The organism is Micromonospora sp. CA-246542 (assembly GCF_050942905.1).
GTDB lineage: Bacteria > Actinomycetota > Actinomycetes > Mycobacteriales > Micromonosporaceae > Micromonospora.
This window is the reverse complement of record NZ_CP192040.1, coordinates 1,444,961-1,463,537: the sequence shown is the minus strand read 5'-3', so window position 1 is coordinate 1,463,537 and position 18,577 is coordinate 1,444,961. Positions and strand designations below refer to the sequence as shown.

Here is an 18,577-nt window from a genome sequence, read left to right as displayed (position 1 = left end):
GGTTCCGACACGCACGAGGGGCGTCCACCACGCGGTGGACGCCCCTCGCAGCTCGGTCGGTCAGCGCTTGCTGGCCGCCTTCTTGGCCGGAGCCTTCTTCGCCGGAGCCTTCTTGGCCGCCGTGCTCTTGCTCGCCGCCGCGGTGGTCTTCTTCGCCGTGGCGGACTTGGTCGCCGCGGCGCTCTTCTTCGCCGGGGCGGTCTTCTTGCTGGCGACCGTCTTGGTCGCGGTGCTCTTGCTCGCCTTGGCCGGGGCGGTCTTCTTGCTGGCCGCCTTCGTGGCCGTGGTGGTCTTGCTCGCCTTGGCCGGGGCCGTCTTCTTGCTGGCCGCCTTCGTGGCGCTGGCCTTGGTGGCGCTGGCCTTGGTGGCGCTGGCCTTGGCGGCCGTGGCCTTGGTGCCGGCCGCCTTCGCCGTGGTGGTCGCCGTCTTCTTCGCCGCCACCGTGGCCTTCGGCACCTTGCCGCTGGCCACCATCTCCTTGAACCCAGCGCCGGGACGGAAGGTCGGGACGGACGTCTTCTTGACCTTCACCGCCTCGCCGGTACGCGGGTTGCGCGCTGTTCGTGCGCCACGGACACGCTTTTCGAATGCTCCGAATCCGGTGATCGCCACCTTCTCGCCCTTGGTGACCGCCGCCTGGACCTCAGTGAGGACCGCGTCGAGCGCGGCCGTCGCCGTTTTCCGGTCCCCCAGGCGAACGGCGAGCGCCTCGATGAGCTCGGCCTTGTTCACGACTTCCTCCCGATTGTGCAACTGACTCGACGCGAGCCATTCTGCGCGCACCGTATGCCCTGTAGTGCCCGGACACAAACATTCGGCGGAAAAAAGCCCTTGTGTCGTAACGGATTCGCCCCCACCGGTTGGACCGGTGAGGGCGAAATCCGATGTGGGGTACGCGTACGGCTATGCCACGGACGGCAGGAACGGCGCTCGGCTGGCCTCGTAGGAGTCGATGTCGGCGGCGTGTCGGAGGGTGAGTCCAATGTCGTCCAGGCCCTCGATGAGCCGCCAGCGGCTGAAGTCGTCCAGCGGGAACGACCAGGTCGCGTCCCCGGCCCGGAGCTGTCGGGCGGTCAGGTCGACGGTCACCGGCGTGGTCGGATCGGCCTCGACGAGATCCCACAACTCCTCGACGGCTTTCAATTCCAACTCGACCGGCAGCAGGCCCTCCTTGAGTGCGTTGCCGCGGAAGATGTCACCGAAGCGCGGGGACACGACCGCCCGGAAGCCCCAGTCCCGCAGGGCCCAGACGGCGTGCTCACGCGAGGATCCGGTGCCGAACTCCGGACCGGCGACGAGGATCGACGCCCCGGAATAGGTTTCATCGTTGAGCACGAATGCCGGGTCTTCCCGCCAGGCGTTGAACAGCCCGTCGGCGAAGCCGGTCCGGGTCACCCTCTTGAGGTACACGGCCGGGATGATCTGATCCGTGTCCACGTTGGACCGCCGCAGTGGCACGGCCGTACCGGTGTGGGTGGTGAACTTGTCCATCTCGTCGGTCCCTTCTACAGGTCGGCGGGGGCGGCCAGCCGGCCGACCACGGCGGTGGCGGCGGCGACCGGCGGGGACACCAGATGGGTACGTCCGCCCCGGCCCTGCCGGCCCTCGAAGTTGCGGTTGGAGGTGGAGGCGGAGCGCTCGCCCGGCTTGAGCGTGTCCGGGTTCATGCCCAGGCACATCGAGCAGCCGGCGAACCGCCATTCGGCGCCCGCGTCAGCGAAGACCTTGTCCAGCCCTTCGGCCTCGGCGGCCTCGCGTACGGCGGCGGAGCCGGGCACCACGAGCATCCGCACCCCGTCGGCGACCCGGTGCCCGCGCAGCACGTCGGCGGCGGCCCGCAGATCCTCCAGACGGCCGTTGGTGCAGGAGCCCACGAAGACCACGTCGATGGGCAGTTCCCGCAGCGGGGTGCCGGGGCGCAGATCCATGTACTCCAGGGCCCGGCGTGCGGCGGCACGCTCCGCGTCGGTGGTGAACTCCTCCGGGTCGGGCACCGGCGCGCTCAGCGGCGCGCCCTGGCCGGGGTTGGTGCCCCAGGTGACGAACGGCGTGATCCGGCTGGCGTCCAGCGTCACCTCGGCGTCGAAGCGCGCGCCCTCGTCGGTGGGCAGCGTCCGCCACCAGGCGAGCGCCGCGTCCCAGTCGGCGCCCTGGGGCGCGTTCGGCCGACCCTTGAGGTACGCGAAGGTCGTCTCGTCCGGCGCGATCATGCCGGCCTTGGCGCCCCACTCGATGGACATGTTGGCGATGGTCATCCGCCCCTCCATGGAGAGGTTGCGGATCGCCTCGCCGCGGTACTCCACGATGTGCCCACGGCCACCGCCGGTGCCGACCTGGGTGATCAGCGCGAGCACCAGGTCCTTGGCGGTGACGCCCGGCGCGAGCTGGCCGGTGACGTTCACGGCCATCGTCTTCGGCCGGCTCTGCGGCAGCGTCTGGGTGGCCAGCACGTGCTCCACCTCGCTGGTGCCGATGCCGAAGGCGAGCGCCCCGAACGCGCCGTGGGTGGCGGTGTGCGAGTCGCCGCAGACGATCGTCAGACCCGGCTGGGTGAGCCCGAGCTGCGGGCCGATGACGTGGACGATGCCCTGGTTGTCGTCGCCGAGCGGGTGCAGCCGCACCCCGAACTCGGCGCAGTTGCGGCGCAGCGTCTCGATCTGCGTACGCGACGTCGGGTCCGCGATGGTGAGCAGGTCACCACGGCGGGACCGGAACGCCGGATCCGCGTACCCGGTCGGGGTGTTGTGGTCCTCGGTCGCGAGGGTCAGGTCGGTACGACGCACCCGACGCCCGGCGAGCCGGAGCCCGTCGAACGCCTGCGGGCTGGTCACCTCGTGCAGCAGGTGCAGGTCGATGAAGAGCAGGTCCGGCTCACCAGCGGCGGACCGTACGACGTGCGCGTCCCAGACCTTCTCGGCCAGGGTCCTCGGCTCAGGAGTGACTCCCACCATCTGGACATCCTAAATTCTGGGAGGTAAGTTTCGGCTTGTGGGACACAGTATGAGCGGTGTCGGCGTTCTCGACAAGGCGGTGGTCATCCTGGCCGCCTGTGTCGACGGCGCCAGCCTTGCCGAACTCGTTGAACGCACCAAGCTGCCCCGAGCCACCGCACACCGGCTGGCGCAGGCCCTGGAGATCCACCGGATGCTGGTCCGGGACACCCAGGGCCGTTGGCGCCCCGGGCCTCGGCTCGGCGAGCTGGCCAACGCCGCACCGGACGTCCTGCTGACCGCCGCCGAGCCCCTGCTCGCCGCGCTGCGCGACGCCACCGGTGAGAGCGCCCAGCTCTACCTGCGCCGCGCCGACGAGCGGATCTGCGTGGCCGCCGCGGAGCGCGCCAGCGGCCTGCGGGACACCGTCCCGGTAGGCTCGGTGCTGCCCATGACGGCCGGTTCGGCGGCGCAGATCCTGCTCGCCTGGGAGCCGCCGGAGGCGGTGATGCCGCTGCTTCCGCGCAGCAAGTTCACCGGCCGAACGCTGGCCGAGGTACGCCGCCGGGGCTGGGCGCAGAGCGTCGCCGAGCGGGAGGCCGGTGTGGCGAGCGTCTCCGCACCGATCCGCGACCGCACCGGCCGCGTGATCGCCTCGATCAGCATCTCCGGCCCGATCGAACGCCTCGGCCGCCGCCCCGGCGAACGCCACGCCATGGCCGTGGTGCGAGCCGGCCAACGCCTCTCCGGCCTCTAACCCCGCACCCCGCACCCCGTCCCGCCCCCGCGCGCTTGCCCCCGTTGATCATGAAGTTATTGTCCCGACACGCCGACGCAGGTGGCAATAACTTCATGATCAACGGGACGGGACGAGACGGAGCCGGGCCGGAGCATGACCGGGGCGGGCGGGAGTAACCCCGACCGGGGTCCCGCCGACCCCGCCCGCCGGCTTGTCCGCTAGCTCCCGGCGATCAAGAGGTTTGCGTCACGACACGCCGAAACCGATGACGCGAACCTCTTGATCACCGGGGTGGGCCGGAGGGCCGACCCGGGTGGGGGCCGGGTGGGGTTGGGCCGGGGTGGGGATATGGAGAAGGCTCACCTCGCTGGGCGAGGTGAGCCTTTGGTTGTAGCCCCGACCGGATTCGAACCGGCGCTACCGCCTTGAGAGGGCGGCGTCCTGGGCCGCTAGACGACGGGGCCAGAACTTTCCTGTTCACCGCCCTCGCGGGCGGCGCGGCTTGTAGTCTAGCGGCACCGCCCGCGAGGGCGAGAACCGGGTACGGGCAACGGCCGCACGTCGGGCGGCCCAGATCGACTCGGGTTTCGTGAACCGGGCCGTCTGCCGGCTCAGGACACCACGGTTTCTTGCAAGCCGAGTCGATCAAGCCAGGCCACGACCGGCAGGCCACGACAAACCAGGCCACGACCGGCAGGCTGGCGGCGGACACGAAACAGCCCGCCTCACCGTAGTGAGACGGGCTGTGCACGATGTAGCCCCGACCGGATTCGAACCGGCGCTACCGCCTTGAGAGGGCGGCGTCCTGGGCCGCTAGACGACGGGGCCAGAACAACTTTTCGCTCCCCCACCCTTGTCGGGCGGAGGAGCTGCACTCCACCGGAGACCACCCTCCGCCCCCGCAGGGACGGAGTCGAACTCCGTCAGAATCCAGCGTCCGGGATTCTCGCGAATCCCAGCTGCGCTGGGGTACCAGGACTCGAACCTAGACTAACTGAACCAGAATCAGTCGGGCTGCCAATTACCCCATACCCCATCGGCCCCTTGCGGCGCCGGGAGTGAACATTACCCTCCCGGTGCCGGCAGGCCAAATCCGATCCCCCCGAAACGCCCTTGAGCTGCGGAAACGGGGGCATCAGACCGATCAGGCGACGGGGACCACCGGGTTGCTGAGCTCGCCGATGCCCTCGATCCGCACGGAGACCGTATCCCCCTCGACGAGCGGACTAACCCCCGCCGGAGTGCCGGTGAGCACCACGTCGCCGGGCAGCAGCGTCATCACGTGCGAGATGTACGACACCAGGCCGGGCACATCGAAGACCATGTCCTTCGTCCGGCCGAGCTGGCGTACCTCCATCTCGTCGGGGTTGCGACCGACCTCACACCGGATCTCCAGGTCGGAGACGTCCAGACCGGTGGTGATCCACGGGCCGATGGGGCAGAACGAGTCGAAGCCCTTGGCCCGGGTCCACTGCCCGTCGGAGCGCTGAAGGTCCCGGGCGGTCACGTCGTTGGCGCAGGTGTAGCCGAAGATGGCGCGTTCGGCGGCGGCGCGGTCGGCCCGGCGGGCGCCCGGAGCGCCGATCACGACGGCCAACTCGGCCTCGTGCTCGACCTGCTTGGAGAAGATCGGCAGCCGGATCGCGTCGCGCGGCCCGATCACCGAGGTGGACGGCTTGAGGAAGAGCAACGGTTCCTTGGGCACGTCGTTGCCGAGTTCGGCGGCGTGGTCGGCGTAGTTGCGGCCCACGCAGACCACCTTGCTGGGCAGGATCGGCGAGAGCAGCCGGACGTCGGAGAGGGCCCAGCGGGCCCCACTGAAGGAGAGCTGGCCGAACGGGTGACCCTCGATCTCGGCGATGGTCAGGCCCTGCGGCCCGGCCTCCGGCTCGCCCTCGACGGCTCCGAACGACATTCCCTTGGCATGAGCGAAACGAGCGATACGCACCCGGCCAATCTAGCCCCGCCGACGCGTCCACCGGCCAGAACGCCCGGCGGGTGTGCGCAACCCGTCAGTGTCGCGGCACCTTAGCGCAGGTCGGGGCGGCCGAGGCGGGATTCCGCACTTCGTACCCGCACGGAGGCCGGGCAGCCCTAGCGTCGGCTCCGGAGGTTCGTTCGTATGCCTGCATCGACACGACACCACAGAGCCCTCGCAGTGTTCGTACACTGCCTCGGCATCCTCGCCGCCGTGCCGGCCCTGCCCGCGGCGGCCCCGGAGGCGGCGGCCGCGCCACGACCGGCGGTCGTCACGCCACCGCCGGCCGCGCCACGACCGGCGGTCGTCACGCCACCGCCGGCCGCGCCACCACCAGCCGGCACGCCACGACCGGCCGCGCCGCCGCCCATGACCGGGCCGACGGTCGGACCGGCGGTGCCGGTGGCCGCGCGGGCGACCAGCGCGGAGCCCACGCCGCCCTCGGCGCCCCCGGCGGTGGCGACGCCCACGCGGGCCGTCGTTCCGGCGCCCCCGCCTCCGGTCACGGTGGCGGTAGCGCCCGAGAGCAGTCCGGCGCCGCGTTACCGGATCCACGTCCGCAACGTGGGCAACTCGCCGGTCGACACCACGGTGCGTCAGGAGCTGCCGTCCGGATCGTCGGCGACCGCGATCAGCGCGGGCGGCCGGTCCAGCCGGTCCGGCGGGTCGACGGCCGAGGTGACGTGGCGGTTGCGGTTGCCGGCCCACAGCAGCACGACGCTGGGCACGGCCCTGACCGCGACCGCGCCGGGCCAGCCGCTGACGGCACCGGCGTGCGCGTTCACCAGTGACGGCAGCCGGCCGTACGACTGCGCCACCGCCACCTGGCAGGCGGCCGCCGCAGCCCCGGCGGCGGAGGCCACCGAGGCGCCGCCGTGGCGGCGGTACCCGGTGCTGCTGGCCGGGTTGGGGATCCTGTTGCTGATCAGCGCCGCCGTGGCGTGGGTGTGGCGTCGACGGCGGGGCCGCCGCGGACGACGGATAACCGCGGCCGCCCTGGCGGACGGTGGGCACGGAACGATCTACCCCCGCCCGGCGACGCCGAGCCCGAGCCGACGCCGGCGTACGCCGCCGGTCTGGCTGCTGGTCGGCGCTGCGGTGGTGGTCCTGGCCGGGGTGATCGGCACGGCCGGCTGGACGGCGACCCGGCAGGTCTCGTCGATCGACACCCAGAAGCAACCGACCAGTGGCGCATGGCGGGGTACCGGGGTCGCCGGCCCAATGGGCGTGCCGCTGCGGGAATCCGCGTTCGAGTTCACCGTCTACCGGATGACGTGCGGCGCGGCGGGCAGCGCGGCCACCGCCCCGGGGGCCAGCGCGCCACCGCCGGGCGCGCGGAGCTGTCAGGCCACCGTGGGTGTGCGCAACCTCACCGGGTCCCAGCAGCCCTGGCACGGCCAGTTGCAGCGCGCCTACCTGCCCGGCAACCGCTGGGTGAGCACGGACGAGTCGGCCACCCGGGCGGCCAACCTGGGGCGGGACGTCTTCGCCAACCCAGTGGCCGCGGGCAGTCGGGTGGTGCTCCCGCTGGTCTTCACCGTCGACGGTCGGGACCCGCCCCGGCAGCTGGAGCTGCGCAGCGGGGTGTTCTCGGCCGGCGTCCGGGTGCAGATGCCCTGACCGGCGTGCGGGCGGCGGTCGTACCCTGGGTTCCGTGACCGCCGCCCTCGCCCCCGCCGTGCTCGACGTGGCGACCTGGCAGGCCCGTCGCCGGGCCCACGAGGAGCGGGCGGACGCCTGGCTGACGCCGCACCTGGCGCGGCGTCATCGTGGCGAGCGGCATCCGGTGGAGGACTTTCTCTTCACCTACTACTCGCACCGGCCGGCGCAGCTACGCCGCTGGCATCCCGGCGCGGGCGTCGAGCTGCGCGACGCCGACCCGGCCGAATTCGGCCGGGACTACCGTGCCACGTCCGCCGGGGTCACCCTCGACACCGAGGGGGTACGCCTCAGACGGGGCGATTCGATCGCGTGGATCCGCTCGCTGCTGGCGGCCACGGCGGGCCGGACGCCGCACTTCGGCTGCTTCGGGCTGCACGAGTGGGCGATGGTGTACCGGCAGACCCGCGAGGAGCTGCGTCACAACGCCTGGCCGCTGCGGCTGGCCCCGGAGCGCACCGCCGAGGTCGTCGAGGAGCGCGGCGTGCGGTGCAGCCACTTCGACGCGTACCGGTTCTTCACTCCGCCGGCCCGGCCGTTGAACGTGCTCAACCCGACACGCGAGACGCAGCACGCGAACGAGCAGCCGGGCTGCCTGCACGCCAACATGGACCTCTACAAGTGGGCGTACAAGCTGTCGCCCCTGGTCCCGTCCGAGCTGGTGGCGGACTGTTTCGAGCTGGCCCGCGAGATCCGCACGCTGGACATGCGGGCCAGCCCGTACGACCTGGCGGCGCTCGGTCATCCGCCGGTGCGGGTGGAGACGCCGGAGGGTCGGGCCGAGTACGCGACGGCGCAGCGCGGGTTCGCCGACCGCGCGGCAGTGCTCCGCGACCGGCTGCTCGCCGCCGTCCCCTAGGGCGTGCAGCCACGGGCGAGGTCAGCGCGGGCGGGCCCGCAGGCCGTCGAGGAGCAGCGCGACGACGGCGTCGAAATCGTCGTCGAGGCCCGGCTCATCCCATTCCGTCCGGTGCGACGGGTGGTGGAAGCGTGCGGTGGCCTGGAGCAGCGCACGGCCGGCCACCGCCGGGTCGGGCACGGTGAACTCGCCAGCGGCCACCCCGTCGGCGACGATCAGACTGAGCTGACCGGCGAGGACCTCCAGGTGGTTGGCGACCGCTCCCTCGGAGAGCGTGGCGAGCTGATGGAAGTTGTCGAACAGCTCCGGGTCCTCGCGGGCCATCCGCCGCTTGGTGCCGCTCAGTTCGGCCAGCCACCGGCGCAGCCGCTCGGAGGCCGGACCGGTTGCGGTGGCGACGTCGATCAGCGGGGTCGACACCCGGGCCAGCCAGCGTTCGGCCACCGCCTCGCGCAGCGCGGCCTTGCTGGCGAAGTGCCGGTAGACGCTGCCGTGGCTGACGCCCAGCGCGCGGGCCACGTCGAGCACGGTGGCCTTCGCCGGGCCGTACCGGCGCAGCACCTCCTCGGCGGTGTCGAGGATGCGGTCGGCCGTCAGGGCGGTGGCGTCGCTCATCGTCCCAGCCTCCCTGACGACGTCGCCGGTCGTGGCGCGCCCCCCGGCCCGGCTGTCGCGCCACGACGGAGCGGTCATGCCCGCTCGCTGTCCAGCATCGCCATCTGCACGTCGCCGTAGCGGCTGCCGGCCACCGCGTCGGAGGGTACGGCGGCCTCGATCGCGGCCAGGTCCGCCTCGGTCAAGGTGACCGCGGCCGCGCCGAGCGCCTCGGTCAGCCGCTCCCGGCGGCGGGCGCCGATCAGGGGCACGATGGTCTCGCCCCGGGACATCACCCAGGCGATGGCGATCTGCGCCACGGTGACGCCCCGCGCCTCGGCGACGGCGCGCAGGGCGTCCACCAGGGCGAGGTTGCGGTCCAGGTTCGCGCCCGTGAACCGGGGCAGGTCGGCGCGGAAGTCGCGGGCGGTCGTCTGGCGCTGCGGCGTCCAGTGACCGCTGATCAGGCCCCGGGACAGCACCCCGTACGCGGTGATACCGACACCCAACTCGCGGGCCGTGGGCAGGATCGTGGCCTCGGGGTCGCGGGAGATCAACGAGTATTCGATCTGGAGATCTACGACGGGGTGCACCGCGTTGGCCCGTCGCAGCGTCTCCGCGTTCACCTCGGACAGGCCGATGTGCCGGATGTGGCCGGCCTTGACCAGGTCGGCCAGGGTGCCCATCACGTCCTCGACCGGCACGTCCGACGGGAGCCGGGCGGGGCGGTAGATGTCGACGTGGTCGGTGCCGAGTCGGCGCAGCGTGTACGCCAGGAAGTTCTTGATCGCGACGGGTCGGAGGTCGTGGCCGATCCAGTTGCCGTCGACGTCGCGCAGCGAGCCGAACTTGACGCTGATCACCGCGTTGTCGCGGTTGCGGCCGCGCAGGGCGTCGCGAAGCAGCATCTCGTTGTGGCCCATGCCGTAGAAGTCGCCGGTGTCGAGCAGGGTGACGCCGGCGTCCAGGGCGGCGTGGATGGTGGCGATGCTCTCGGCCTCGTCGGCGGGGCCGTAGAGGTCGGACATGCCCATCAGGCCGAGCCCGAGGGCGGAGACGGTGGGGCCGTTGCTGCCGAGGGTGCGGGTGTCCATCGGTCTTCCTCTCACGTGGGGTACCCGGACGACAGTACACCGATCGGCTGACAGATTCCAGATTCTGTCATTCGAAGGCAGCAGGACCCGTGGAAGCGATCTCGGTTCCGCTACTCGCCGTCGACGCGGCGGTCGCGCTTGCGCTGCGACTGGCGCTTCTTCTCGGCCAACCGGCGCTCCTTGGCACCCCGGGACGGCCTGGTCGCCCGACGCGGTGGCGGAGGCGGCGCGGCGGCCTCGCGCAACAACGCGACCATTCGTTCGCGGGCCGCCTCCCGGTTGGCAAGCTGCGCCCGGTGCTCGCTGGCCGCGATCGTCAACACGCCGTCCACCAGGCGGTTGGCGAGCCGTTCCAGCGCCCGCGACCGGATCCAGTCGGGCACCGACGGCGAGTTCGCCAGGTCGTAGCTCAACTCGACCCGGGAGTCGGCGGTGTTCACGCCCTGCCCACCGGGGCCCGACGAACGGGAGAAACGCTCCCGCAGCTCCCCGGCGGGGACGACCCACCGGTCGGTCACCCGCAGTCCGTCGTCCACGCCCCGAGGCTAGCCCGCCGGGAGTCGCACCGGGTCACCGGTGCGAAGGCTCATCCTGCGTCGTGGACGAGGTGGGTGCCGGGCCCGCGGTCTCGTCGTCCGAACCCACCGCGGCGTACGCCACCGCGCCGAACAGCAGCAACCCCACGACCGCGGCCTTCACGGCGACCCCGCGGACCAGCAACCACGCGCCGCGGCGAGCGCCGGGCACCGATTTCTTCGCGGTCTGGTAGTCGGTCCACCCGCGCCGCGCCCGGGTGTACGCCGACCCCACCGCCCATCCGATGATCAGGCCCACCAGCAGGAGAACCGTGAGAAGAGGACGCTCCACCTCAGCCAGTATCCATATCGAGCGTCATATTTCCATCCTGCGATGACGTGGGGCCGGATATCCGACACTGGAGGCGGCCGGCAGGTCCGTTCGGGCAGGTCAGCCACCCTTGCCGATGATCGTGTCGGCGGTCTGCTGGACCTGCTCGATGGGGATGGCGAAGCCGATTCCGATCGAGCCGTTGCCGTCGATGGTGGCGATGGCGGTGTTCACTCCGACCACCTCGCCCCGGGCGTTGACCAGCGGTCCGCCCGAGTTGCCGGGGTTGATGGACGCGTCGGTCTGCACCGCGCGGTGCCGGTTGTTGCCCAACCGCACCTGACGGTCCAGCGCGCTGACGATGCCGGCGGTGACCGTCCCGGACAGGCCCAGCGGTGAGCCCACCGCCAGCACGGGCTCACCGACCCGGGTCGCGCCGGGCTTCGCCAGCGGCAGCGGGGCGAGTCCGGCCGACGGTGGCACCTTCAGCACCGCCAGGTCGCTGCCGGCCTCCCGGCCGACCACCTCGGCTTCGTACCGGCGGCCGTCGGGCAGCTCCACCGTCACCGGTCCGCCGCCGCCCTTGGCCAGGATGTGGTCGTTGGTGACCAGGTGCTGCTGGTCGTCGATGGCGAATCCCGAGCCCGTCGCGGACGCGCCGTTCGCGCCGCCGGCGAGCACCGACACCACACCGGGCACCGTCCGCTCGGCGGCGGTGACCAGTTCCGCCGGCACCGGCGCGGCGGACGCGGCGGCCGGCCCGCCGGCACCGTCCCGGCTGGCCACCACGCCCCCGGCCAGCGCGCCCGAGACGGCCGAGACCGCCACGACGGCAAGCGCGGCGAGTAACCGACCGGGCCGGCGCCCCCCGGGGTCACGGCCCGAGCCGGGAGCGTCCCACCATCCTCGCCCGTCCGGATCGAGATCCGGCGAGATGAACCAGGGACCGCGCGGTTCGCCCAGTCCGGTCTGCACTGCCATGCGTACTCCTCACGGTCGACGTCGGCGCTGCGGGTCAGGGCAGCCGGGAGAACCAGCGCATCGATCCGGCGGCGGCCCCCATCGCGAACACCAGTCCGAGGCCGATGAACCGTGCCGAGACGTCCTGGCGTTCGGTGCGGAAGCCGACCGAGCTGCCGATGTCGTCGTAGACGGCGCGCAGTTCGTCGACGGTGCTGGCCTCGTGGAACATCCCGCCGGTCTCGTCGGCGACGGCCCGGAGCGTCTGCCCGTCGACCGGCACCTGGATCGGCCGTCCGCCCCGGTCCACGAACCCCGACGGGGTGCCGAAGGAGATCGCGTGCACCGGGACCTTCGCCGCGACGGCCTCCGCCGCCGCCTCCATCGGGTCCATCCCCGAGGTGTTGGCCCCGTCGGACAGCAGGATGATCCGAGCCGGCGGTGGTTCCTTCGCGGCCTCGCTGTCCAGGCTCTTGACCGCTCCGAGCGAGGTGTTGATGGCCTCACCGATCGCGGTGCCCTGGACCCCGGTCACCCCCTCGGCCAGCCGGCCGATGCCCTCGTCGAGGGCGTCCCGGTCGGTGCCCGGTGGCACCAGGACGGCGGCGCTGCCGGCGAACGCGACGAGCCCCACGTTGAACTCGTCGGGCAGGCCCTCGACGAACCGTCGGGCCGCCTGCTTGGCCGCCGCCAGCCGGTCCGGCTCGACGTCGGTGGCGAGCATCGAGGTGGACACGTCTACGGCCACCATCACGGTGGCCCGCTCGCGGGGCACCCGGACCTCGGCGGTGGGCCGGGCGAAGCCGACCACCAGCAATGCCAGCATGGCCAGGAACAGCCCGGCGGGTACGTGCCGACGCCAGGCCGGCCGTTCGGGCGCCACCCGGTCCAGCAGCCGCAGGTTGGTGAAGCGGACGGCGTAGCGGGCGCGTCCGCGCTGCACCACCAGGTACGCGACGACAAGCGCGAGCACGCCCACCAGCAGCCAGAGCCGCAGCGGGGACTCCCAGCTCACGCGGCACCTCCCGGGCGGCCCCGGCCGGCGCGGCGGCCATCCGTCGCTGGGCGTGCACGTGGCGGACGATGTCCGCGCTGACGTCGCGGTCGGTACGCAGCCCCAGGTGTGTCGCACCACTGCGGCGCAACGCCGCTCGGACCTGATCCCGCTGGGCGGCGGCGGCCGCGGCGTAGCGCTCCCGCAGGCGACGGTCCGATGTGCACACCTCGCGGCGACGGCCGGTCTCCGGGTCGACGAGCGTGATCAGGCCGACGTCGGGCAGTTCCAGCTCACGGGGGTCGGTCACCTCGATTGCCAGCACCTGGTGGCGCGCGGACAGCCGGCGCAGGGTCCGCTCCCAGGGCGGCGGATCGGCGGGGTCGTCCGGAAGGCCGTCGAGGAAGTCGGAGACCACCACCACGAGTCCACGCTGGTTGGCCACCCGCTGCAACGCGTCGAGCCCGTCGGCCAGCTCCGGAGCCGGCGCGGTCGACCGTTGCCCCGGCCCACGGGTGGGCGCGCTGGCACGGGGGGCCGCGAGCAACGCCCGCAGCAGACCGAGCAGATGGGTACGCCCGCAGCGGGCCGGGAAGCGTCGCATCCCGTCGGCGCCCAACACCTGGGCGCCCAACCGGTTGCCGACGCCGGCGGTCAGGAAGCCGACGGCCGCCACCGCGGTCACCGCCAGCTCCCGTTTGTCCAGCTCGGCGGTGCCGAACTCCATGCTGGCGCTGGAGTCGACGAGCAGCCAGGTGGTCAGTTCCCGGTCGGCGTCGACCTGGCGGACGTGCGGCACCGCGGTCCTGGCCGTCACCGCCCAGTCCATCCGGCGGACCTCGTCCTCCCCCGGCCGGTACTCCCTGCTGCCGGCGGGTTCGCTACCCGGCCCGGGCAGCAGGCCCCGGTACTGACCGTGCAGCAGTCCGTCGAGTCGCCGGGTGACGGTCAGTTCGAGTCGGCGCAGACGCTGGTCGGGGGTCAGCTCGGCCAGGCCGGGATCGGATGCCGTGCTCACCGACGCACGGGCGGCGCGTCTCATGCCGTCGCCAGGTCGGCGGTCTGCTGGTGGTGCCCGGTGCCCACCCGGGGCGGGGGCACCGCCTCCACGAGCCGCCGGACGATGCTCTCCGCCGAGACCCCGTCGGCCACGGCGTCGAAGGAGAGCACCAGTCGGTGGGACAGGACGTCCACCGCCAACTCCCGGACGTCCTCGGGCAGCACGTACTCCCGCCCGCGCAACAGCGCCTGCGCCCGGGCTGCGGCGACCAGGCCCAGCGTGGCCCGGGGGCTGGCACCGTACGCGAGCAGCGGCGCGATCTCCGCCAGGCCGAACCGGCCCGGGTCGCGGGTGGCGAGGATCAGCCGGACCACGTACTCGGCCAGTGCGTGGTGGACGAAGATCCGCTCGGCGAGCCCCTGGAGGTGTCGCAGTCGTTGCGGGTCGAGCACCTGGCGCGCGCTGGGCCGGTCGCTGCTCATCCGGTAGAGGATCGCCAGTTCGTCGGCGTCGCTCGGGTAGTCGACGACCACCTTCATGAGGAACCGGTCGCGCTGCGCCTCGGGGAGCTGGTAGACCCCTTCGGACTCGATCGGGTTCTGGGTGGCCAGCACCAGGAACGGCACCGGTACGGGCCAACTGCGCCCGCCGATGGAGACCTGCCGTTCGGCCATCGCCTCCAGCAACGCCGACTGGACCTTGGCGGGCGCCCGGTTGATCTCGTCGGCCAGCACCAGGTTGGCCATGATCGGGCCGAGCTCGATGTCGAAGGTCTCCTTCGAGGCCCGGTAGATCCGCGTGCCGACGATGTCGGAGGGGACCAGGTCCGGGGTGAACTGGATCCGGGAGAAGGTGCCGCCGACCACGGTCGCGAGGGTCTGCGCGGCGAGGGTCTTGGCCACGCCGGGCACGCCCTCCAGGAGGCAGTGCCCGTTGGCGAGCAGTGCGGTGAGCAGACGCTCGACGAGCCGATCCTGCCCGACGATCACGCGTTTGACCTCGAAGAGGGTCTGTTCCAGGTCGGCGCCGGTCGGCTCGGGATCGACCGAGGTGGGCATGCTGGCCAGGGTGTCCGAGATGTCCGTCACGGTGCTTGCTTCCCGGCCGGGACCCCCGGCAAACGTGGGATTGTGCGGGCCGGACCGGCCGGGAGCACCCGCAACGGGCATGAGCCGCGCGAAAGAGTGACGAGCCACGCGAGCCGGCCGCACGGGGTCGAATCACCCACGGGGGCGACCAGGAGGGCACGCCGGTCGAGGGCCCGACACGTGATCCGGCCCCCGCGCGGGTGCGCGGGGGCCGGGCCGTGTCACCTCGCTCAGAAGGTGTGCGTGAGCAGCGTGAAGCCCAGGTCGGCCGGCACGCCGGACGAGTTGAAGGTCTGGACGAAGACCGCGTTCGGTGTGCCCAGCCGCGGGGCGACCGAGACCTCGCCGGGGGGAGGGACGCAGCAGGAGTTGGCGCTCGAGATGGTCGCCAGGTAGGCGCCGGTCGAGACGTTCACGCCGAACTGCACCTCGTACTGGCCGGCGCCGTACTTGATGAGCGTGCCGGTGCCGCGGACCTTGGTGCCGTTGGCGTTGACGACGGTGTAGTAGGTGGCCGTCGCCAGGGTGCTGGCGTCGCCAGCCTTCAGCGCGGCCTTGGCCGACCGTGCCGACTCGGCCGTGACCGGCGGCTGGTCGCCTACCCGCTTCGCCGCCGGCTGGACGGCCGCCTGCGGCGCCTTCGCCGACGGCTGGGCGACGGCGATGCCCCCACCCGCCAGGGTGAGTGCCGCGACCGCGAACCCGATCGCTGCCGCCTTACGTCGGAAGGATGTACTCATGACAGGTCCCCCTTGTGTGACCGTGCGAATTCGGCCGACCCGCGGGGCGGGACGGATAACTGCCAACAATGAATTGGACGGCTGATTACTCGGTGAGTTTCACCGGCTCTGAGCTGGGATTACTACTCAGAGTTGCGTCGTTTCAACCAGATGGAACGTAGCACCGCGAAAAGCCGCAGGTCAATAGTTGATCTCGCATTATCGGCCTGTCATGCAGCCGTCAGATAATTGTGAAAGGTGAACGGAGAACCATTCACGAAATCGCTCGACCGCGACCCCGGTTAGGCTGAGCGCCATGATCGTCACCGCCGACCTGCCCGCGCCGACGCGCCGACGTCTGATCCGCACCGCCCTCTGCTGGGTGGTCGTCGGGCCCACGGCCGCCTGGGCCGCCGTACGTCTGGCCGGGCTGGACCGGGGACCGCTGGTGCAGGCGCTCGCCTTCACCCCGTACGTCGCCGGAGTGAGCGTGCTGGCACTCGGGCTCAGCGTCGCCCTGCGGCGCTGGTGGCCGGCGGCGGTCGCGGCCCTGGCCGTGGTGGCGCTACTCGGCGTGGTCGCGCCCCGGGCGCTGGCCGCGCCGCAGCCGACGGCTACCGGCCCGACGATCCGGCTGCTCACCGCGAACCTGCTCGCCGGGGCCGCCGACGCGTCGGCGCTCGTGGAGCTGGTCCGGCGGCACCGGGTCGACGTGCTCGCCGTGCAGGAGTTCACGCCCGACGCGCAGGCCGCGCTGGACCGGCTCGGCCTCGACCGGCTGCTCCCCCACCGCCAGCTCAACGCGCAGGACGGCACGCCCGGCTCCGGGCTCTACTCGCGCTGGCCGATCAGCGACGTCGGCATCAGGCACAACCGGGGCCAGGGCGGCTGGGGGTTCAGCCAGGCGTACGGCACCGTGGCCGTTCCCGGGGCGCCACCGGTCCGTGTCGAGTCGGCCCACCCGTCGGCGCCGTCCGCGCTGGACCAGGTGGAGGCGTGGCGTACCGACCTGACCGCCCAACCACCCGCGACGCCCGACGGTGAGCTGCGGATCCTCGCCGGGGACTTCAACGCCACCCTCGACCACGGTCCATTGAGGGCGCTGCTGCGCACCGGCTACGTCGACGCCGCCGACGCCACCGGCAAGGGGCTGACCGGCACGTGGGGCCCGTACGACGGCGACCTGATCCCCCCAGTCACGATCGACCACGTCCTCGTCGACCGCCGCATAGCCGTCAACGAGCTAAAGGTGCTCCCCCTCCCCAAGTCCGACCACCGCCCGGTCCTGGCCACCCTTCGTCTCCCCGCCCCCTGACCCCGCCGATCTTGCACTTTCTGTCGCCGCATCAGCAACAAAAGCCACGTCTCGTCGACACAAAGTGCAAGATCGCGAGGGACGGGTGGGGTTAGACCGGGGTGGGGGCCAGGCCGTAGGTGAGGGCGTCTACCAGGGCGTGCCAGCTCGCCTCGACGACGTTGGGGTGTACGCCCACCGTCGTCCAGTCCCGGCCGGTGCCGTTGGCCGTCTCCAGCAACACCCGCGTCACCGCGCCCGTGCCGTGGCTGCCCTCCAGGATGCGCACCTTGTAGTCGGCCAGCTCGAAGTCGCGCAACTGCGGATAGTGCCGGGCCAACCCGACCCGCAGCGCCTCGTCCAGCGCGTTGACGGGGCCGTTGCCCTCCGCCGTGGCGATCACCCGCTCGCCGCGTACCCGGATCTTCACGGTCGCCTCGGAGACGACCGCGCCGTCCTCACGGTGCTCGACCAGCACCCGGTACGACTCGAGGGTGAACGGCCGCGCCGGGCCGCCCTCCGGGAGTTCGGAGCGGACGAGCAGCTCGAACGAGGCGTCGGCTGCCTCGAAGGACCAACCTCCGGCCTCCAACTCCTTGACGCGCTTGGTGACCCGGGTCAGCGCCTCCGGACGGTCGGCCAGGTCCAGGCCGAGCTCACGGCTCTTGAGCTCGACGCTGGCCCGGCCGGCCATCTCGGTCACCAGGATCCGCATGTCGTTGCCCACCACCGACGGGTCCACGTGGTTGTAGAGCAACGGGTCGACCTTGATCGCGCTCGCGTGCAGCCCCGCCTTGTGGGCGAAGGCGGCGGCCCCGGCGTACGCCTGGTGGGTGTCGGGGGCGATGTTGGCGATCTCGGCGATGGCGTGCGAGACCCGCACCATCTGCGCCAGGCAGCCGTCCGGTAGGACGGGCATGCCGAGCTTGAGCTGGAGGTTGGCGACGACCGCGAAGATGTCGGCGTTGCCGGGGCGTTCGCCGTACCCGTTGGCGGTGCCCTGCACGTGACGGACGCCCGCCTCGACGGCGGCGATCGTGTTGGCAACCGCGCAGGCCGTGTCGTTCTGGGCGTGCATGCCGAACAGCGCGGCGTCGACCCCGAGCCGGTCGGTCAGGTCGTTGATCACGGCGGTCACCTGGGACGGCAGCATCCCGCCGTTGGTGTCGCAGAGGACCATCCGCTCGGCGCCCGCGGCGAGCGCGGTCTGCACCACGGCGGCGCCGTACGCGGGGTCGTGGCGGTAGCCGTCGAAGAAGTGCTCACCGTCGACGAACACCCGGCGTCCCTCGGCGACCAGGTGGGTGACGGTGTCGTGGATCATCGCCAGGTTCTCCGCACCGGTGGTGCGCAACGCGCGCTCGACATGGCGGATGTCGGCCTTGGCGACGAGGGCGACCGCCGTGGTCTGCGCGTCCAGCAGGCCGCGCACCTGAGGGTCGTCGGCCACCGCGACACCGGCCTTGCGGGTGGCGCCGAACGCCACCAGCACGGCGTGACGCAGGGTCAGCTCGGTGCGGGCGCGGCGGAAGAACTCGGTGTCCTTGGGCACCGCGCCCGGCCAGCCGCCCTCGATGAACCCGACGCCGAACTCGTCGAGCAGCCGGGCCACCGCCAGCTTGTCGACCACCGAGTAGGTGAGCCCCTCGCGCTGGGCGCCGTCTCGCAACGTCGTGTCGAAGACCTGGAACGTCATCAGGATCCTTTCTCGGAGCAACAAAAAGACCCCCCGCGGGATGCGGGAGGTCTGCGCGCTCGGCGGAGGGGAGAGCCGGCGCGCTAGGTCGCAATAATCAGGGCGGTGCAGGTCACGATCGCTACTC

17 protein-coding genes, 3 tRNA genes and 1 pseudogene are annotated in these 18,577 nt (G+C 72.1%); 4 read left to right on the top strand and 17 right to left on the bottom strand.

Annotated features, from left to right (window positions below; genetic code table 11):
* Positions 1-60: 60 nt before the first annotated feature.
* The 3 genes from ACQP0N_RS06940 to leuC form a co-directional block, all read right to left on the bottom strand.
* Entirely contained in the window at positions 61-732 is a 672-nt protein-coding gene (locus ACQP0N_RS06940; RefSeq protein ID WP_433118523.1) for an HU family DNA-binding protein, read from the bottom strand.
* Between the two features lie 171 nt (positions 733-903).
* Positions 904-1,491 carry a 3-isopropylmalate dehydratase small subunit gene (leuD, locus tag ACQP0N_RS06935; protein ID WP_433118521.1) on the bottom strand — a complete coding sequence of 196 codons (588 nt, stop codon included), beginning with the start codon at positions 1,489-1,491 and terminating at the stop codon, positions 904-906.
* 14 nt (positions 1,492-1,505) lie between these two features.
* A complete protein-coding gene (gene leuC, locus ACQP0N_RS06930; protein WP_355051522.1) occupies positions 1,506-2,951 on the bottom strand; it encodes a 3-isopropylmalate dehydratase large subunit in 1,446 nt (481 codons plus the stop codon).
* A 49-nt stretch (positions 2,952-3,000) separates the two neighbouring features.
* Between leuC and ACQP0N_RS06925 the strand changes: the two genes are divergently transcribed.
* Positions 3,001-3,687: an IclR family transcriptional regulator gene (locus ACQP0N_RS06925; protein WP_091671614.1), complete on the top strand. Its 687-nt coding sequence runs from the start codon at positions 3,001-3,003 to the stop codon at positions 3,685-3,687.
* 373 nt (positions 3,688-4,060) lie between these two features.
* Here ACQP0N_RS06925 and ACQP0N_RS06920 read toward each other — a convergent pair.
* The 4 genes from ACQP0N_RS06920 to ACQP0N_RS06905 all read right to left on the bottom strand — a co-directional run bounded on the left by ACQP0N_RS06920 (position 4,061) and on the right by ACQP0N_RS06905 (position 5,617).
* Positions 4,061-4,133, bottom strand: a tRNA-Glu gene (locus ACQP0N_RS06920).
* A 291-nt stretch (positions 4,134-4,424) separates the two neighbouring features.
* A tRNA-Glu gene (locus ACQP0N_RS06915) sits at positions 4,425-4,497 on the bottom strand.
* Positions 4,498-4,633: 136 nt separating this feature from the next.
* Positions 4,634-4,705: transfer RNA gene (locus ACQP0N_RS06910), tRNA-Gln, on the bottom strand.
* Between the two features lie 108 nt (positions 4,706-4,813).
* Positions 4,814-5,617, bottom strand: a complete 804-nt coding sequence (locus ACQP0N_RS06905; protein WP_357131201.1) for a fumarylacetoacetate hydrolase family protein — start codon at positions 5,615-5,617, stop codon at positions 4,814-4,816.
* A 174-nt stretch (positions 5,618-5,791) separates the two neighbouring features.
* On the opposite strand from ACQP0N_RS06905, the gene ACQP0N_RS06900 reads away from it, so the two are divergent.
* Positions 5,792-7,267 (top strand): hypothetical protein, encoded by a 1,476-nt coding sequence (locus ACQP0N_RS06900; RefSeq protein ID WP_433118518.1) that lies wholly within the window; start codon positions 5,792-5,794, stop codon positions 7,265-7,267.
* A gap of 34 nt (positions 7,268-7,301) precedes the next feature.
* On the top strand, positions 7,302-8,165 hold the full coding sequence (locus ACQP0N_RS06895; protein WP_433118516.1) for a 3-methyladenine DNA glycosylase: 864 nt from the start codon (positions 7,302-7,304) through the stop codon (positions 8,163-8,165).
* A 21-nt stretch (positions 8,166-8,186) separates the two neighbouring features.
* Here ACQP0N_RS06895 and ACQP0N_RS06890 read toward each other — a convergent pair whose 3' ends face one another.
* From ACQP0N_RS06890 to ACQP0N_RS06850, 9 genes and pseudogenes are all read right to left on the bottom strand, one after another.
* A complete protein-coding gene (locus tag ACQP0N_RS06890; protein WP_433118514.1) occupies positions 8,187-8,780 on the bottom strand; it encodes a TetR family transcriptional regulator in 594 nt (197 codons plus the stop codon).
* Positions 8,781-8,854: 74 nt separating this feature from the next.
* On the bottom strand, positions 8,855-9,853 hold the full coding sequence (locus ACQP0N_RS06885; RefSeq protein ID WP_433118512.1) for an aldo/keto reductase: 999 nt from the start codon (positions 9,851-9,853) through the stop codon (positions 8,855-8,857).
* 110 nt (positions 9,854-9,963) lie between these two features.
* The gene (gene arfB / locus ACQP0N_RS06880) at positions 9,964-10,389 is read right to left on the bottom strand and encodes an alternative ribosome rescue aminoacyl-tRNA hydrolase ArfB (protein WP_396801670.1); all 426 of its coding nucleotides are present in this window, start codon (positions 10,387-10,389) and stop codon (positions 9,964-9,966) included.
* Positions 10,390-10,423: 34 nt separating this feature from the next.
* Positions 10,424-10,720 carry a hypothetical protein gene (locus tag ACQP0N_RS06875; RefSeq protein ID WP_433118509.1) on the bottom strand — a complete coding sequence of 99 codons (297 nt, stop codon included), beginning with the start codon at positions 10,718-10,720 and terminating at the stop codon, positions 10,424-10,426.
* A 99-nt stretch (positions 10,721-10,819) separates the two neighbouring features.
* The gene (locus ACQP0N_RS06870; RefSeq protein WP_433118507.1) at positions 10,820-11,680 is read right to left on the bottom strand and encodes a S1C family serine protease; all 861 of its coding nucleotides are present in this window, start codon (positions 11,678-11,680) and stop codon (positions 10,820-10,822) included.
* Between the two features lie 34 nt (positions 11,681-11,714).
* Positions 11,715-12,674, bottom strand: a complete 960-nt coding sequence (locus ACQP0N_RS06865) for a VWA domain-containing protein (RefSeq protein WP_355051513.1) — start codon at positions 12,672-12,674, stop codon at positions 11,715-11,717.
* A 10-nt stretch (positions 12,675-12,684) separates the two neighbouring features.
* Positions 12,685-13,695, bottom strand: a pseudogene (locus ACQP0N_RS06860) (DUF58 domain-containing protein); the annotation flags it as partial.
* Entirely contained in the window at positions 13,692-14,741 is a 1,050-nt protein-coding gene (locus ACQP0N_RS06855) for an AAA family ATPase (RefSeq protein WP_433118504.1), read from the bottom strand. The pseudogene ACQP0N_RS06860 and the gene ACQP0N_RS06855, both read right to left, overlap by 4 nt.
* A 230-nt stretch (positions 14,742-14,971) precedes the next feature.
* Positions 14,972-15,481 carry a hypothetical protein gene (locus ACQP0N_RS06850; protein WP_433118502.1) on the bottom strand — a complete coding sequence of 170 codons (510 nt, stop codon included), beginning with the start codon at positions 15,479-15,481 and terminating at the stop codon, positions 14,972-14,974.
* A gap of 295 nt (positions 15,482-15,776) precedes the next feature.
* On the opposite strand from ACQP0N_RS06850, the gene ACQP0N_RS06845 reads away from it, so the two are divergent.
* Positions 15,777-16,775, top strand: a complete 999-nt coding sequence (locus ACQP0N_RS06845; RefSeq protein ID WP_433118499.1) for an endonuclease/exonuclease/phosphatase family protein — start codon at positions 15,777-15,779, stop codon at positions 16,773-16,775.
* 91 nt (positions 16,776-16,866) lie between these two features.
* Here the strand turns inward: ACQP0N_RS06845 and cimA are convergent, their stop codons facing one another.
* Positions 16,867-18,450 (bottom strand): citramalate synthase, encoded by a 1,584-nt coding sequence (gene cimA / locus ACQP0N_RS06840; RefSeq protein WP_433118497.1) that lies wholly within the window; start codon positions 18,448-18,450, stop codon positions 16,867-16,869.
* Positions 18,451-18,577: the final 127 nt, after the last annotated feature.